The organism is Plesiomonas shigelloides (assembly GCF_900087055.1).
GTDB lineage: Bacteria > Pseudomonadota > Gammaproteobacteria > Enterobacterales > CAMTGL01 > Plesiomonas > Plesiomonas shigelloides.
This window is the reverse complement of sequence record NZ_LT575468.1, coordinates 68,477-84,916: the sequence shown is the minus strand read 5'-3', so window position 1 is coordinate 84,916 and position 16,440 is coordinate 68,477. Positions and strand designations below refer to the sequence as shown.

Here is a 16,440-nt window from a genome sequence, read left to right as displayed (position 1 = left end):
AGTGCGCACGTTTTGTATCGCGTTTTTGCACCGTATAGATGATGCGCTACCGAACCAAGTGTCGACTTGGGGGTAGCGCACCAATCTTCAGCTTAGCTCGCGCAGTTAAGCACCTTCGTCAGAATAATCTACCCCCGCGATGCCAAATCCATTCATCGCCAAAAATTCCTGTTTTACGCCCTGATAATCGCCGTACTGCATGAAATTATCGGGATTTAACAAGGCTAAACGCGCATCGACCGCCTGCTGTACAGGCTCAGCCAACTCCCAGTCATCGAGGCGAATCAGCTGGTCACTGTCGGTATGTACCTGCTCGGCAAATAGTTGGCTGTGACATAAGCGCTGCATTTGATCCAAACAATCCTCATGCACGCCTTGCTCTTTCATCACCGCATACAGGGCCATCAAATACGGCGCCATCCCCGGGATAAAGATACTGGCTTTGGTGACCAAGGCTTTCGCTACGACCACCCACGCGCCGCCATCCAGCGTTTGTAATTGGGCATTAATCTGCTGCGCCCGCTGATGCAAATCCGCTTTCGCCTGCCCTAAGGTGCCATCACGGTATAACGGCCATGTACTGGCTGGGCCAATATAGGAAAAGGCCACGCTACGTGCGCCGGGGGCCAACACGCCAGCCTCTTGCAACGCCGTCATCCACTGCTGCCAATCCTCACCGCCCATCACGGTCACGGTATCCGCCATCTCTTGGCTGCTGGCCGGCTCAAGAGTTACCGGTTGCAGTTTATCGGTCGCCAGATCCAGCTGATAGCCTTGATAAGGCGCGCCCGCCGGTTTGATGGCCGAACGCACTTTACGCCCATCTACCGTGCGCTGACCGGCGGCCAAGCTGTACACCACCAGATCCACCTGACCAAAATCACGCCGGATAGTCTCAATCACCGTCTGCCGACTGGCCGGCGCAAATGCATCCAGCATCAACGTCTCACCCGGCAAACCTTGCTCAGCAGCCAACTCGGCAAACGCGGCACTTAAATGCCAACCGGCCGAGCCGCTGTACTGCCCCGATGGCCCACGCTCATAAGCCACGCCTAAGGTGCGCGCGGCATATTCTTGCAGCAACACCGTGCGCAGTGCTAAACCGTAACCCGATGATGCGCCCAGCACTAACACACGCGGGCCAGCCGATAAGGCCGAGTTTGAGTTCGGAGCCGTACAGCGGGCGGCCCAACTGCGCAAAAACGCAGCACACCCGGCCGGATGGCTGTTACGGGCAATCACGCCCTGAATGCTTGGTTCGATCATGTTGCCTCTCTTTGCCGCAGCGTCACGTCACGCAGGGGCACTCTTGCCCTCGTGCGCAGCACGACGCATCGTTGATGCCGATGGCATTGCTACTGATGACTACGTTAATGTGGCTCCTGATGAACGGCTCACCCAACACCGTATGCCTAGCGTTAGCAATAGCATGTTCTGCTGCTTTTTTCACCTCAAGGGCGCACGCTTGGTTAGGCGCAAGCACCTTGGCGTACGCGGCAAAGTGCGCTACAGTCTGCCCCCTTTTTTCCCGCTGTCAGGAGTAGGCTAGATGTATATCGGATTTGACTATGGTACCGCCAACTGTTCCATGGGGTATATGACCGAGCACGGCCCACGGCTACTGACACTGGAAAATGACTCGCCTTATTTGCCGTCGATGCTGTGCGCGCCGAGTCGCGAAGCGGTCAGTGAGTATCTGTACCGCCACTGGCAAGTGCCGGCAGATGGCCCGGCCAGCACCCAATTGCTGCGCTCGGCCATCAGCAGTAATCGCGAAGAAGATATTCAGGTTACGCCGGGTTGCTTAAGCTTTGGTCAGCAGGCGCTGAGCCAATACATGCGCGAGCCAGACGAAGTCTATTTCGTAAAATCCCCCAAATCGTTTCTCGGTGCCAACGGCTTAAAACCGCTACAAGTGGCGCTGTTTGAGGATTTGGTGTGCGCCATGATGTATCACATCCGCCAGCAAGCCGAGCAACAGCTACAGCAATCGCTGACCGAGGTGGTGATTGGCCGACCGGTAAACTTCCAAGGCACCGGTGGCGAGCAAGCCAACCAGCAAGCGGAAGGGATTTTGCTGCGCGCCGCGCGCCGCGCCGGTTGGCAGCGGGTCGAGTTTCAGTTTGAACCGGTCGCCGCCGGACTGGACTTTGAAGCCACCTTACAGCACGAACAGCGCGTGCTGGTGGCGGATATCGGCGGCGGAACCACCGACTGCTCACTGCTGCTGATGGGGCCGCAGTGGCATCCACGCGCCGATCGCCAGCAAAGCCTGCTCGGTCACAGCGGTTGCCGCATTGGCGGTAACGATCTGGATATCGCCTTGGCCTTTCATCGCCTGATGCCGCATCTGGGGCTGGGAGGCAACTTAAGTAACGGTATTGCCTTGCCGACCTTACCGTTCTGGAACGCCATCGCCATCAACAATGTGCCCGCACAGGCCGACTTTTATGGCAGTGCCAACGGTCAGGTGCTGCGTAATTTGCTGCATGATGCCGCCGAGCCGGCGGTATTCGAGCGTCTGCTCAAAGTTTATCGTCAGCGTCTCGGTTACCGTCTGGTGCGCTGCGCCGAAGAGAGCAAAATTGCACTGTCGCAGCAAGCAAGCTGTCAGGCTAACTTAGACTTTATCGCTCCAGCGCTCGCCTGCGAACTGCAGGTGAGCGATCTGGAAGAGGCCATCAGCCAACCGCTGCAAAAAATCAGCGAGCTGGTCCATGAAGCGTTAACCTGCGGCGGCGGTATGCCGGATGTGGTGTATTTAACCGGAGGCAGCGCTCGCTCGCCACTGCTGCGCGCGTTGTTGCAACAGCAGTTACCGGGCATCCCGCTGGTCAGTGGTGATGATTTTGGCTCGGTCACCGCCGGTCTTACCCGTTGGGCCAATATTCTGTTTCGCGGCTAACATATACCCAAACAACGAGAAGTTGCAGGTAGGCGGCAAGTGAGTGAATCCCATGAACATAGGCAAACTATGTGATTGGGGTGAACGAACGTAGCCAACACCGCTGCAGCTTCAAGTAGGAAGGTATACACACTTCGCACTGAATATGCTGACTGCGTGATTCGCACGCTGGTTACCGCTTAACGCGGGATAACCGGTGTGCTGACAGGATCGCGCACCGACATTCCTCAAGTGGCAGAAAATGCCAACTTTCCCTGCAAAGCACATTCGCCCTTTCTCTTTTGACCAAAATCCGGTCTAATTCTGCTGTTAAGCAGTGGAAGAATGAGGATTCGGCATGACAGCCCCCAGAAGTATGGCAGGATTACCGTGGATTGCGGCAATGGCGCTTTTCATGCAGACGCTCGACGCCACTATCCTCAACACCGCCCTGCCCGCCATGGCGGCCAGCTTGCAGCGCTCACCGATTGCCATGCAATCGGCCATCATCAGTTATACCCTGACCGTGGCTCTGCTGATCCCACTCAGTGGCTGGATGGCCGATCGCTTCGGCACCAAACGGGTATTCCAAATTGCAGTGGTGCTGTTCACGCTGGGTTCATTAAGCTGCGCCATGTCAGCCAATCTCAGCATGCTGATCGCCTCACGAATTTTCCAAGGGATCGGCGGCGCCATGATGATGCCAGTCGCGCGTTTAGCGCTGATCCGCGCCTACCCACGCGATCAACTGCTACCGGTGCTCAATTTTGTCACCATGCCGGGGCTCATCGGCCCGGTGCTCGGCCCACTGCTCGGCGGCTGGCTGGTCACCTACACCTCGTGGCACTGGATTTTCCTGATTAACCTGCCGATAGGTCTGGTCGGCTTATGGTATGCCAACCGCCACATGCCGAATGTCACCATGCAAACGCATCGCATGGACTGGCGCGGCTTTTTACTGTTTGGTCTGGGGCTAGTGCTGATCACGTTGGGATTAGAGATGCTGGGTGAGCGCAGCCATGCACGCTGGCAAGCCTACCTGACCAGCGCCACGGGGCTGCTGCTGCTGCTCGGCTATATTGGCCATGCTAAACGCTACGCTACGCCACTGATTGATTTGAAGCTGTTCCGGATCCGCACCTTTAGTATCGGGATTTGCGGTAACCTGTTTTCCCGTCTCGGCACTGGCGGGATCCCCTTTTTGCTGCCCCTGATGCTGCAAGTCAGCCTCGGTTACAGCGCCGAAGTCTCCGGTTGGATGATGGCGCCGATTGCGCTGGCCGCTATCTTGTCCAAGCCGTTTATCACCCGTTTGCTGCGCCGGTTTAGTTACCGCCGCACGCTGCTGCTCAGCACCTTGCTGATTGCCGCTTGTATCGCCGCACTCTCGTTCTATCATGAACATCACGCGCTGTGGCTATTGATGCCGGTGCTGTTCCTGTTCGGGATGCTGATGTCAGTACAACTGACTTCGATGAATACCTTGGCGCTGAGTAATCTGTCCGATCAGAACGCCAGTAGCGGCAACGCCGTTCTCAGCGTGGCGCAGCAACTGGCCATCAGTTTCGGTATTGCCAGTGGCGCGTCTATCCTCTCGTTATTTAAAGACAGCGGTCTGTCACTGCAATCGGCCTTCCACCACACCTATCTGACGGTGGCGCTGATCACCTTGCTGTCTGGCTTGGTCTTCTTACTGCTGAAAAAAGACGACGGTGCCAATATGCACCGTCGCCAAGAGCCGGTCATTAACGTGATGGAAGAGTAAACGCTTCGTTCAGCACAGAGTTACTCCACCCGAAAAATCTGGCCGTTTTGAATGCCGGCCAAGGCTTTGTAATACGCCTTGGCCACGCGCGCCGCATCCACCGCCTCAAAGCCAGGGAAGAAGGCGCCATATTGCGCCAACGACTCGGTCACCACGCTCGGGCTAACAGCATTAATCCGGATCCGGCGCGGCATTTCACAGGCGGCCGCCCGCACAAAATGCTCCACCGCACCATTGACCACACTCGCGCTGATCCCACCGGCAATCGGCTCCGAGCTTAAAATGCCGCTGATCAGCGTAATTGAGCCCCCTTCATTGAGCCACGGCAGCGCCGCCTGCGTCAGGTGAATTTGGCCAAGTAATTTACTGTTCAAGCCGACCTGCCACTCGGCCGTACTCATGGCGCTTAAGCTATTAAACGCCACCGCGCCACTGGCCACCACCAAGGCATCAAAGTGACCGACCCTCGCAAACAACTGCGCAATACTGTCCGCATCGGTCATATCCACCGTCCACTCGCCGCCTTGATGGCGCACGCCGATCACCTCATGCTGCTGTTGCAGCAATAATTGCTGTACTGCACGGCCGATGGTGCCACTGGCGCCAATAATCACTACCTTCATATTCACTCCCGCCTCCACAATGGGTGTCCTTTCAGTCTAGACCGCTGCCCATAAAGAAAAAGCGACTACAATGAACGCATTGTTTCCCTAGGAGCACCAATAGATGGATCTGACCCATCTGCAAAGTTTTTATCGCGTGGTACAGGCCGGTGGATTTTCGGCTGCCGCCGAGAGTTATGACTGCAGTAAAGGGATGCTAAGCCGGCATGTCAGCGCCCTCGAGCGTGCACTGCAGACACGTTTGCTGCAGCGCACAACACGTCGCCAGCATCTCACCGAGGCCGGACATCAGCTATACCAACAGGCCGAGCAGATTTTTGCCGATTTACGTGCGGCCGAGCAGGAGATCACGGCACTGACGCAGGAAGAGAGCGGCCATTTACGTTTTACCTGCCCAGCCAGCCTGGGCGATCAGTTGATTGGACCGGTCATGCAAGCATTTACCACGCGCTGTCCGCAGGTCACGGTGGCACTGAATTTTACTAACCGACCGTTAGACCTAATCGCCGAAGAACACGACATCGCGCTACGCGCGACCCCTTCGCCGCCAGCGAACCTCAGTGCGCGCTTACTTGGGCACTTACGCGATGTGGTCGTGGTCAGCCCGCGCTGGTTGGCGCGTTATGGCCGACCGGCCAGCCCACAGCAACTGCCGCCCGAGCACTGTTTCTTACAAGGTGATAATCCTGCTTGGGAGCAATGGCATTTTCGCCAAGGTGCACAGGCGGTGAGCCTGACGTTGAACGGCCGTTTACGCGCCAATCAGTACAGCAGTTTGCTGCAATTGGCGATGGCCGATGTCGGGATCGCTAAATGTCCGCTCCTGATTGCCGCGCCAGCTCTACAACGTGGCGAGCTGGTCACTCTACTCGATGATTGGCAGACCAGTGTACATCCGCTGTATTTACTGCATGTGGCGCAGCCCAATGTGCCGCGAAAAATTCAGATTTTCAGCGAAATTCTGCAGCAATGGTTTCAGGCTCACCCGCAATATTTGCTCTAAGCGCTAGCGCTGCCGAAACGCAGAGGAAAGATAAACAAACGCCCGTGTGTTCTGCCACTTTCTGGTGGAAAAACACACGGGCGTCTTATTAAACCCGAGTTGACCCCTAGCAGAAACCAATGAGCTTAACGGCTCGGTTGCTGCGGATAGAGGGTCCAGGTTTTGCGATCCAACGTCAGGTACTCTTTGCCCTGATAACGCAACATCACACTGCCTTCGTTCGCAGCCACCACAGGCACCGTCTGCGGCAATGCTTGCACCAAAGCACGCACATCCACGTTGTCCTGACTGAACGCTTGGCCATTGGCTAAATCAGCCACCAGCTGCGAAATGGCCAGATAACTGGAGGGCTGCGTCACGTGCATCGGCGATTGGCTGACGCGCGATTTGGCATTCACTAACTTAACCCCGACAGGGACATGCACAATCGATGGGCTCGGGATTTCCCGCATTCCCGATATCTGCATCAGATCACCGGTCAAGGCGGCACCATGCTCAGGCACAATCACCACCATCACCGGTCGACCGGATTGCTCCAGCTTCTGGATAAAGGCTTGCAGATCATCAAACAGACGGGTCAGGTTCTGCTTATAGTCGGCGCGGCTGGTTTGGCCGCGGTTATCGATGGTGCGATTGCCATCGTGCAAGGTGATGGTGTTGTAATACAGCACCTCGCGCGGTTTATCTGACTGCAGACGCTGCTGCCACCAGTTATCCAACACCGTCAAATCGCGATAGATTGGTGACCCATCAAATGAAGTCATCACCGGCGACATATTGGTCAAGGACATAGGCTCCGTCGCCAATCCACCAAATTTCCGCGCTTCGGCAACAAAATCACCAAAATGCCCATCATGGTTCATCGCCCAAGCTTCGCTAAACCCAATTTTCTGCAGATTATCAAACAGGTAACAACGTGGATCAGCCTGCGCGAACAGATCAGCATTGGTCTGCTGACCACAGCTAGCGCGCAGCAAACGGATCATCGCTGGCCCACTGTAGGTCGAGGCGGAGTTGAACTCATCAAACACCACATCCATCGATTGCCATAATGGATGCTCCATCAACCCAACCGCCTGCATATCTGACCAACTCAGCGAGCAGATATTCAAGATCAACACATCAAACGGCGCTTGAAGCGCCTCTGCAGCAGGGAAATTGGTGAACAGTTGGCTTTGCTGCTGGTAAAACTCACTCAGCGTGCGATTAAGTACCTCATCACTCGGCGGGGCGCCTGTGGCCGCCAGCGCCTGCTCGGCACTGCGGATATCACTATCGGCGCGATTCACCGCTTTATCGACACCGCGGCTAACCTGCTCCGCCTGTGCTTGCAGTTGCGGTTTTTCAACGCTCCACCACGGCTGCAAATACGGCCACAGGGTTAGTACCGCCAAAGTGCTAAAGATCAGCAGCGAAAAACGGATGAACTGACTTAAAAACAGGTAGACCACCAGCAGCGTCAAGCCTCCGGCCAGCCAGTTCCAGTTAATAAACCGCCCGGCCAGCTCCAGCATATAATCGGTCGAGAACGACTCTACCGCCGACGATTGTGCCAATAAGCGGTTAAAGGGCGGCAACCACGAATCGTAATAGAACAGCGCCACCGCAAACGGTAAGGCCAGTAACTGACGCCCACGATGCAGCCACAGCGGTGCCACAGGGAACAATAACCATGCCGCCAGCGCCAAGTTGTACAGCGGATGAAAGTTGATCAAGCCCTGCCAGAACAGCACCAGCTTGGTAATAAAGTAGAAATTCCATAATCCGAGCCCGCGCCAATGTCGCAGCGCTGGGGGTAACGGAGAGAGAGTCACATCGCTCATGGTCATCCCTTGATAATCACGGTGAGCCTTAGTTGCCCCGACAGGTTACTGATCTGTCGGAGTACGTGAACTAGACGGTCGTAACGTCATCAGGCGCTTGTTATAACGAGGGCGCCGCACCATATGGCGCAATACCCGCTGGGCAACTTGCCAAATCGGGCGCAGATAAAACCCCAGCAGACCGGCAATGATCGCCGTGATCAAAGTGACCTGACTGAACGACACTAAATCCATTATATGGCCTTAATCGGTAAGGTTATGGGCTTCACGGCAGCATGATTGCGCTCCAGCGCAGTCATCTCTACCTTACTGGATTGTAATTGCGGATCGCGCACACCCGCCCGCGCGGTCAGCTCGGCGGTAAAATCGGGCTGCTCCGGCAATTGTTGCAAACGAGCCAGCGCCTCTTGTATCTCTTCGCGCACCGACAACACTTGCGACTCGGTAAATAAGGTATTCACCGGCAGATAAAAGGCATTTTGCAACGCCCGCTCAGCATCATTGGGCCGACAGGCAAAGAAAAAGACATAGATATGATTATCGGCAACGGTCAGCACATCGCCTTGTCGGCGCATTTCACACTGGGCTAAGGCATCGGTCATGCTCAAGCTCATGGCCGGTGTCAGAATTAACATCAGCCCGCGCGTTTCACTGGTCAAACTACGGCGCATTTCATCTTGCAGTAGCCGAATAAATTCCGCCGCAGGCAGGTATCCTTTCAGCCGTTGTGGCTGCGATGCCGCCAGCAAGCTATCAATCTCTGGCCGGATCATGTGCGGATAAACTTGCCCCTGCACCATCTGCAGCAAACCGATGAAACGTGAAACATGACAAGCAAACGGCATCACCATATTGGCTCCGGCACTCAAAAACAGCCGATCATCCAAATTACGCAAGCAGTTAGCCGCTTCACGCACCACAATCTTCAAGCGTGCACCGCGCTCAGTGCGTAACTGGTAAATATCGCGGGCCAGCGCTTCGGTTTGACTGCTTTCCGTGATCGCAAAAATCACCGTGGCTTTTACTGCCTGTAGCGCCGCCTCCATCAAACGTGGCCGGTCGGGAAACAGCTTCCAATGTGCTGACGGCGCGATGGTATTGGCTAACACCTCTTGCATCGCCAACACCACATCATCATCGGCCAAAGAGGCACTGCTCAGGCTACCCCGCTCGGTATGCAGCACCAGCTGCGTATCCCGCTGCAATAGCATCAAACGCATACCGGACGTAACGCCCATCTCGTTGCGCCAATATGCCAGATCGTAATCCACCAGCTCGCCTTGACGACTCAAATGCACACAACCACTGAGCCAGTTATTGCCTCGGTTGAGCCACTGGCGCTGCTGACTGCTGTGCGCACCAGAGCCGATCACCAATACCGCCAGTTCCTGCTGCTCGGCCCAATGCGTAAACTGTTGCAGCGCACGATCCAAGCGCAGTAACTGGGCCGCTTGCGCGTCTGAGTCTTTTTCCAAGCCATCACAGCGGTAACGTACCACCAGCAAATCCGCCGCTTTACTGATACCAAACCACTCCATCTCAGCCGGTAAACGACGTAGCCACTCACCTTGTGGATCTTGGGTCAACGCAAACAGTTCACCCCGCACCTGCGGGTGGTGCAACGCACTCTGTAAGGCCTCCGTCATCGGCAGTGAAGAGGTGAGAAAATAACGGCTATCCGGCAACAACCCTTGAATAAAGGAAACCAGCAACAGATCGGCGACCGCTTCATCATCCACCGTCAGCCAATAAATGCCACCCTCGCGTAACTGAGTAAAATGCACGGGCAAAGCGTCAATGGCTAACTGAAACTTATTCCTCATTCTATTAGCCCCTCAATGATGGCGTTTAGGCTGTGCTATAATAATAGAACACGTCGTCTTAAAGATGTGCGTTTTATTTTTCACCGTATGATGATAAACATAACAGTAATAACAGGAACATAACGGTAATCTGCTACAAAATTTGATTTTGTTATCGCGTATTTGTTATCTCTGTCTAAAGTATAGAAAGAGGAGTGATTTAATTCTTTTTTCCTAAACCACTCGCGGTTATCCGTTGACGTTAACCACTCCGTGTTATCGAGAAAGTCTTTCAGTGTATAGATTTTCGCGTGCCGGCAGCGTCTGAGGAATGAGTGATGCAAACGAATCTGACGAACAGCACTACCGGTGAGGACGTAACTAACCTGCTTAACTGCTACCATATCAGTCAGTTACAGTACCTCGAAGTCAAAGACTTAGAAGCGATTAAAGGTATTACCGATCGCTGGCCTCTGTTGGCGCAAAGTTTGGTTACGCCAAAAGAACCAGATACAGAACATACCGCTGCAGCCTGAAAGTATTAATACCAACGTGATGTAATAAATTATTCTTCAAAGACGAACCCTTATAACCAAAAAATTAGTTGCCCCCCAAAGTTACATACATTTAGAAATAATGCGATTTTAGACGAATAACATTTCACGAGACACAGCGATAAAACGCGACGCAAATAAAAATAAAGAAATAAAAAACCAATATAACCACAACACAGCAGAATAAAAAAACAGTCAGCCAATACAATTTAGCAAAAGGAACGGTTAATCATGCCAGTCATTGCTATTCAGGGGATCCGTGGAGGATGCGGGACAACCACCGTCGCCGCAGGGCTGGCTGCCACCCTGCAAGCAATGGACTATCCGGTATTACTGTGGGATTTAAGCCCGCATAATCTGCTGGGTCAGCATGTCGGATTAGGTTTTCATATCAATACCGGTTGGGCGCAAGCTATCACCGAGCAACGTCCTTGGTATCAGGCGGCATTTGCCACCGGCTACCCGAATCTGTTGCTACTGCCATTTGGTCGGCCCACAAACTTTGCAGCATTAGATACGCTGCCCTCCACTTGGCTACAACAGGCGGTAAGCAGTCTGGCGCTGGATCGGCGCACTTGGATCATTCTCGATATTCCGCGCTATCCGCTCACCTTTGCCCAGCAAGCGCACGACATCGCCGATTTATGGCTACATGTCACCGAAGCGGATCCCGCCTGCCATGCACTGATGTATAGCGCCGCCCATCCAGCCGAGATGCTTACGCAACAGCAGGTGACGCCTGACGCCGCGGCGCTGGATCATCACTATTGGCTCGTCAATCGTCACCATACCTATCCCCAGCTGTCGCGCGATATCTGGCAACTGTGGCAGACCACCTTAGGCAATAAGCTGGTACCGGGCGCTATCCACCAAGATGAAGCGATCCGCGAAGCGCTAGCCACCAAACAGCTGATCACCGACTTTGCTCCGCAATCGCTGGCCGCTCAGGATTTTCTGTCGCTAGCGACTTGGTGCAAAAAAAGAGTGGAGCAGGGATCATGAGTGGCCATCTGCTCCTGCAACCCGGCCCTGCGGCCGCTATTCGTGACTATTATCAGCGCACCCACCGCCATTGGCGGGCGATCCCCGCGCTACTGATTACCGCCGGGTGGTTACTGCTGTGGTGTGTGCTGCGTTTAGAAGCCCCCGCCTGGTGCTGGCTGCGACAAAATCGGCGGCAACTGTATCCGCAGCTGCAACGCAGCTACCGCTTTGCCGATCCGTTACGCCTACTGCTGCAAACCCTGTGGTTACTGCTGCGCGGTGCGCGTAGTGCGCGCCCTGCAGCCACCCTGCGCCTGAGCGCGGCATCAGCGCGCCTGTTTGCCCTGCTGCGCCGTGGACGTCAGCGCCTGTATCACGCCCTGAATACCTTTCCATTTCACAGCCACCCGTGGGTGCAGCCGATGACGCAAACCGGCCCTTGGCACCAAGCACGCAGTAAATTGGCCGCACTCTGGCAGTGGGGCATCTTAGTGCTGGCGCTGGTCTTGGCTATTTTGTGTATCACCGAGCCGTTCGGCATGCTGGCTCAGCTGACCTTTGTGGTGATTTTGTGGGTGCTGGCTCTGCTGATCCGCAATGTCCCGGGGCGTTTTCCCAGCATGATGATGATTGTGCTGTCGGTGGTGATCTCCTGTCGCTACCTGTGGTGGCGCTATACCCAAACCTTGAACTGGGACAGCCCACTGGATTTAAGCTTCGGTCTTGGCCTGCTGGCAGCCGAAACCTACTCTTGGCTGGTGCTGATGCTGGGCTATTTCCAGACTATCTGGCCACTGCACCGCAGCCCCTATCCGCTGCCGTCAGATCCGAAGCTGTGGCCGAGCGTGGATATCTACATCCCCACCTATAACGAAGATTTGTCGGTGATCCGCCCGACGGTCTACGCCGCACTGGGCCTAGATTGGCCGCAAGAGAAGCTCAACATCTATATTCTGGATGATGGCCGGCGTAGCTATCTGGCTGACTTTGCCAGAGAAGTGGGCGTCCACTACCTGATCCGGGATAACAATTTCCACGCCAAAGCCGGTAACCTGAATGCGGCACTGAAGAAAACCCATGGCGAATTCGTCACCGTGTTTGACTGCGACCACATCCCGACCCGCTCATTCTTGCAGATGACGCTCGGCTGGTTCGTCAAAGACCCGCATATGGCGATGATGCAAACTCCGCATCACTTTTTCTCGCCCGATCCGTTTGAGCGTAACTTGGGCAACTTCCGCAAAACCCCGAACGAGAACACCCTGTTCTACGGCTTGGTGCAAGACGGTAATGACACTTGGGATGCGACCTTCTTCTGTGGCTCCTGCGCCGTGTTGCGTCGCACCGCGTTGGAGGAGATTGGCGGCTTTGCTGTCGAAACCGTGACCGAAGATGCGCACACCTCTTTGCGACTGCATCGCCACGGTTATCGCTCGGCCTACATTCGCATTCCCCAAGCGGCAGGGCTGGCGACCGAAAGTTTATCGGCGCACGTCGGCCAACGGATCCGCTGGGCGCGTGGTATGGTGCAGATCTTTCGCCTCGATAACCCATTGTTTGGAAAAGGATTATCTTGGGCACAGCGCTTGTGCTACACCAATGCCATGCTGCACTTTTTGTCCGGAGTCCCGCGGTTGGTGTACCTGACCGCCCCGTTGGCGTTTTTGATTTTCCACTCTTACATCATCTATGCCCCAGCGGTGATGATTATGCTGTACGTAATCCCACACATGACGCACGCCAGCATGACCAACTCGCGGATCCAAGGAAAATACCGCTACTCGTTTTGGAGTGAGATCTACGAAACCGTGCTGTCGTGGTATATCGCTCGCCCAACCACGGTGGCGTTGTTCAACCCCCGCAAAGGCTCCTTTAACGTTACCGCCAAAGGCGGTCTGATCGACGAGCAATATTTTGATTGGGATATCTCCAAGCCATTTTTAGTGCTCGCTATGCTGAATTTCCTCGGCGTACTGTTTGCTGGCTATCGCCTGATTTGGGGCCCCGCCGATGAAGCGATAACCGTGGTGATCAGTTTGCTGTGGACCTTGTATAACCTGCTGTTATTAGGCGGCGCTGTGGCGGTGGCCTCAGAGGTGAAACAGGTGCGGAAAACGCACCGCGTGCAGATCCGCTTGCCGGCAGTGCTGTATCGCAAAACCGGGCACGCCTTTCCTTGCATGATGGTGGATTACTCTGATGGCGGGGTGGGACTGGAATTGGATCATCCGCAAGCCTTTGATAGCAATGAGCCGATGACGTTGATGCTCAAACGCGGTACGCAAGAGTTTATGTTCCGCGCCAAGGTGTGTAACCAGCGCAATAACTTTGTCGGGATCCAGCTCGAACACATGGATTTGCAGTCACACATTAACTTTGTGCAATGCACCTTTGCCCGTGCCGACACTTGGGCGATGTGGCAAGAAAGCTATCAGCAAGATCAACCGATGCGCAGTATCCAAGATATCTTCGCGGTAGGGCTGCGCGGGTACAAACAAATGGCCAAGCAAGCACCACGGGCGATCGCTTGGCTGATCCGTCTGACGGTATGGCTGACGGAATGGTTTAGCTCATTTATACCCAGAACGCCGGCAATGACACTGGTTGCGGATCCCGTTAACTCTAAGCAAGAAGCTGAATTATGATGGCACTCTCACGTAATACCCTGTTGCTGGCGCTCGCTATGATCGGGGGGCTCCCTGAGCTGTGCGCAGCGCAAGAATATATTGGTGATACGCCGGCGCCGGCCGTATCGACTTCCGGCACCCCGTTGGCCACCACGGCCACGCCAAGTGCGGCCAACGCTAATAGCCCAAACAGCAGCGAAAATAGAGAGCAGGCGCCGATGACAAACTTGAGCCTGAGCTTTAATCAGCTGTTGCCAAGCGGGATCCTTGAGCTGCGTAATGCGCTTAAAACCATTCAAATGGATTTTGGCGTGCGCAGCGATCAGATAGTGACTGACGCCAAGTTGCATCTGATTTTTACCCCGTCACCGGCCATGTTACCGATCATGTCGCAGATTAAGGTGTACATGAACGATGAGCTGATGCAGGTGATCCCCATTCAACAAGAGCAGATGGGTAAAGAGGTGGACCATGTGGTCAGCCTCAATCCGCGCTTTATCAAAGATTTCAACACTGTCCGTTTTGAGCTGATCGGCCATTACAATGCGCCGTGCGAAGACCCGCTCAACAATGTGCTGTGGGCGGATTTGAGCCGGAAAAGCCGCTTGGATCTGAACGTGCAAACCGTAGCTCTGAGCAATGATTTATCACTGTTCCCTGAGCCGTTTTTTGACGCCCGCGATGTCAACCCGCTGCAATTACCGTTTGTGTTTGCCAGCATGCCGTCCACTGTCACCCAACAAGCGGCGTCCGCCTTGGCCTCGTGGTTTGGCGCACAGTCTAAATGGCGCGGACAGACCTTCCCCGTCAGCCTGAATCAGTTGCCAGAGCAAAATGCGATAGTGTTTGCCACCAACAGTCAGCGTCCGGATTTCCTGCGTGATTACCCGCCAGTTGAAGCGCCAACCGTGGAAATCATCAGCCATCCACAAAAACCGTATATCAAGCTGCTGCTGGTACTCGGTCGTGATGACGCCGATCTGCTTACTGCCGCACAAGGCATTTCTCTTGGCACCACCTTACTACGAGGTCAGTCCACCACCATCACCGAGGTGAAAACCCTGCTGCCACGCCAGCCGTATGACGCCCCGAACTGGGTGCGTACCGACCGCCCCATTCCGTTCAGCGAGCTGATGGATTACCCGCAGCAGTTGCAGGTCTCCGGTCTGACGCCGAACCCCATCACCCTGACCATGAATGTGCCGCCAGATCTGTTTACGTGGCGCAGCCCCGGTATTCCGCTTAACTTGCAATACCGCTACACGCCACCGGTCACCATGGATAGCTCACGGCTAAACGTCAGCATCAATGATCAGTTCGTGCAGGCGTTTTTACTGCGTGACTCTGGCCAAGGCGGTAGTTCCGAGCGCCTGCGCTTGCCTATTCTGACGGATATGTTCAGCCGTGATAGCGATGTGCTGATCCCCGCCCTGAAAATTGGTTCACGCAACCAACTGCGCTTTGATTTTGCCTTTGGCTCCTACACCAATGGCGGCCCACAGGGCATGTGCGTTACCAACATCACGCCCAATGTACATGCGGCGATTGAGCCAAGCTCCACCATCGATTTCAGTGGCTATCACCACTATATCGCCATGCCGGATTTACGCACCTTTGCCAATGTTGGCTATCCGTTTACGCGCTTGGCCGACTTGTCACAGACGCTGGTGCTGATGCCAGCCCAACCCACCCCATCCGAACTGGGATTACTGCTCAGTGTGATGGGTAAGATGGGCGCCTCGACCGGTTATCCGGCGGTGCAAGTCAGCATCACCGATAACTGGCAGCAAGCCAAAGAAGCCAATAAAGATCTCTTGCTGATTGGTCAGTTGGCGTCCGGCGATCCGTTACTGCAAAAAGATCACAGTGGTCTGATTGAACAAACCCGCGCTTGGCTTAACCAACCACTGCGTCAGGTACGAGAAATCAACCCCACGCCTGCCAAAGAGCCGAACCCGAATGTGAAAGCGGCCAGCCGAGTGGATACTCGCTCAGAAGGTAATATCGCGGCGATGATCGGTTTTGAGTCGCCATTTGGCACCCAGCGCAGCGTGGTGGCGATGCTGGCGTCCAACAGCGAAAATCTGGCGCTGATCACGCAAGGGCTGAATGATTCGGGTAAAGTCAGTGCCATGAGCGGCTCGGTGGTGGTCTTCCGAGATGGGCAAATTAACAGCGAGCGGGTTGGCGAGTTGTACTACGTCGGTCAACTGCCTTGGTGGATGCTGGTGTGGTATCACCTCTCCTCCTACCCGCTATTACTGGCGCTGATCGCGGCCGTCGCGGTGGTGCTGGTGAGTATCGCCCTGTGGAATACCATGCGCTGGGTGACCCGTCGTCGTTTGGATGACCAGCACAAATAAGGAGCAGGCACG

At 55.0% G+C, this 16,440-nt stretch carries 12 protein-coding genes; 7 read left to right on the top strand and 5 right to left on the bottom strand.

Translation table 11 applies throughout. The annotated features are described in order from the left end of the window. Positions 1–105: 105 nt before the first annotated feature. The gene (gene fabV / locus NCTC9997_RS00375; RefSeq protein WP_064977049.1) at positions 106–1,266 is read right to left on the bottom strand and encodes an enoyl-ACP reductase FabV; all 1,161 of its coding nucleotides are present in this window, start codon (positions 1,264–1,266) and stop codon (positions 106–108) included. Between the two features lie 283 nt (positions 1,267–1,549). Here fabV and yegD point away from each other — a divergent pair, with 283 nt between their 5' ends. Both yegD and mdtD read left to right on the top strand, forming a co-directional pair. Further along, on the top strand, positions 1,550–2,905 hold the full coding sequence (gene yegD, locus NCTC9997_RS00370) for a molecular chaperone (protein ID WP_064977048.1): 1,356 nt from the start codon (positions 1,550–1,552) through the stop codon (positions 2,903–2,905). A 337-nt stretch (positions 2,906–3,242) separates the two neighbouring features. Next, a complete protein-coding gene (gene mdtD, locus NCTC9997_RS00365; protein ID WP_047707378.1) occupies positions 3,243–4,649 on the top strand; it encodes a multidrug transporter subunit MdtD in 1,407 nt (468 codons plus the stop codon). Between the two features lie 20 nt (positions 4,650–4,669). On the opposite strand, the gene NCTC9997_RS00360 is transcribed toward mdtD, so the two are convergent. Then, the gene (locus NCTC9997_RS00360) at positions 4,670–5,272 is read right to left on the bottom strand and encodes a short chain dehydrogenase (RefSeq protein ID WP_064977047.1); all 603 of its coding nucleotides are present in this window, start codon (positions 5,270–5,272) and stop codon (positions 4,670–4,672) included. A gap of 103 nt (positions 5,273–5,375) precedes the next feature. Between NCTC9997_RS00360 and NCTC9997_RS00355 the strand changes: the two genes are divergently transcribed. Further along, positions 5,376–6,275, top strand: a complete 900-nt coding sequence (locus tag NCTC9997_RS00355; RefSeq protein ID WP_064977046.1) for a LysR family transcriptional regulator — start codon at positions 5,376–5,378, stop codon at positions 6,273–6,275. Between the two features lie 125 nt (positions 6,276–6,400). Here the strand turns inward: NCTC9997_RS00355 and bcsG are convergent, their stop codons facing one another. From bcsG to bcsE, 3 genes are read right to left on the bottom strand one after another with little or no spacing between them, the layout of a single operon-like run. After that, complete coding sequence (gene bcsG / locus NCTC9997_RS00350; protein WP_010862933.1) at positions 6,401–8,098, bottom strand: cellulose biosynthesis protein BcsG; 1,698 nt, start codon at positions 8,096–8,098, stop codon at positions 6,401–6,403. A 45-nt stretch (positions 8,099–8,143) separates the two neighbouring features. After that, on the bottom strand, positions 8,144–8,332 hold the full coding sequence (bcsF, locus tag NCTC9997_RS00345) for a cellulose biosynthesis protein BcsF (RefSeq protein ID WP_010862934.1): 189 nt from the start codon (positions 8,330–8,332) through the stop codon (positions 8,144–8,146). Next, positions 8,332–9,921, bottom strand: coding sequence for a cellulose biosynthesis protein BcsE (gene bcsE / locus NCTC9997_RS00340; RefSeq protein ID WP_010862935.1), 1,590 nt, complete (start codon positions 9,919–9,921; stop codon positions 8,332–8,334). Before bcsE ends, bcsF begins: the two co-directional genes overlap by 1 nt. 317 nt (positions 9,922–10,238) lie before the next feature. Between bcsE and NCTC9997_RS00335 the strand changes: the two genes are divergently transcribed. From NCTC9997_RS00335 to bcsB, 4 genes are all read left to right on the top strand, one after another. Beyond that, positions 10,239–10,436 carry a cellulose biosynthesis BcsR family protein gene (locus NCTC9997_RS00335; RefSeq protein WP_010862936.1) on the top strand — a complete coding sequence of 66 codons (198 nt, stop codon included), beginning with the start codon at positions 10,239–10,241 and terminating at the stop codon, positions 10,434–10,436. A gap of 249 nt (positions 10,437–10,685) precedes the next feature. Further along, positions 10,686–11,456, top strand: a complete 771-nt coding sequence (bcsQ, locus tag NCTC9997_RS00330; RefSeq protein ID WP_010862937.1) for a cellulose biosynthesis protein BcsQ — start codon at positions 10,686–10,688, stop codon at positions 11,454–11,456. Beyond that, positions 11,453–14,083 (top strand): UDP-forming cellulose synthase catalytic subunit, encoded by a 2,631-nt coding sequence (bcsA, locus tag NCTC9997_RS00325; protein ID WP_064977044.1) that lies wholly within the window; start codon positions 11,453–11,455, stop codon positions 14,081–14,083. The genes bcsQ and bcsA overlap by 4 nt, the downstream gene beginning before the upstream one ends. Next, entirely contained in the window at positions 14,080–16,428 is a 2,349-nt protein-coding gene (bcsB, locus tag NCTC9997_RS00320; protein ID WP_230405844.1) for a cellulose biosynthesis cyclic di-GMP-binding regulatory protein BcsB, read from the top strand. Before bcsA ends, bcsB begins: the two co-directional genes overlap by 4 nt. Positions 16,429–16,440: the final 12 nt, after the last annotated feature.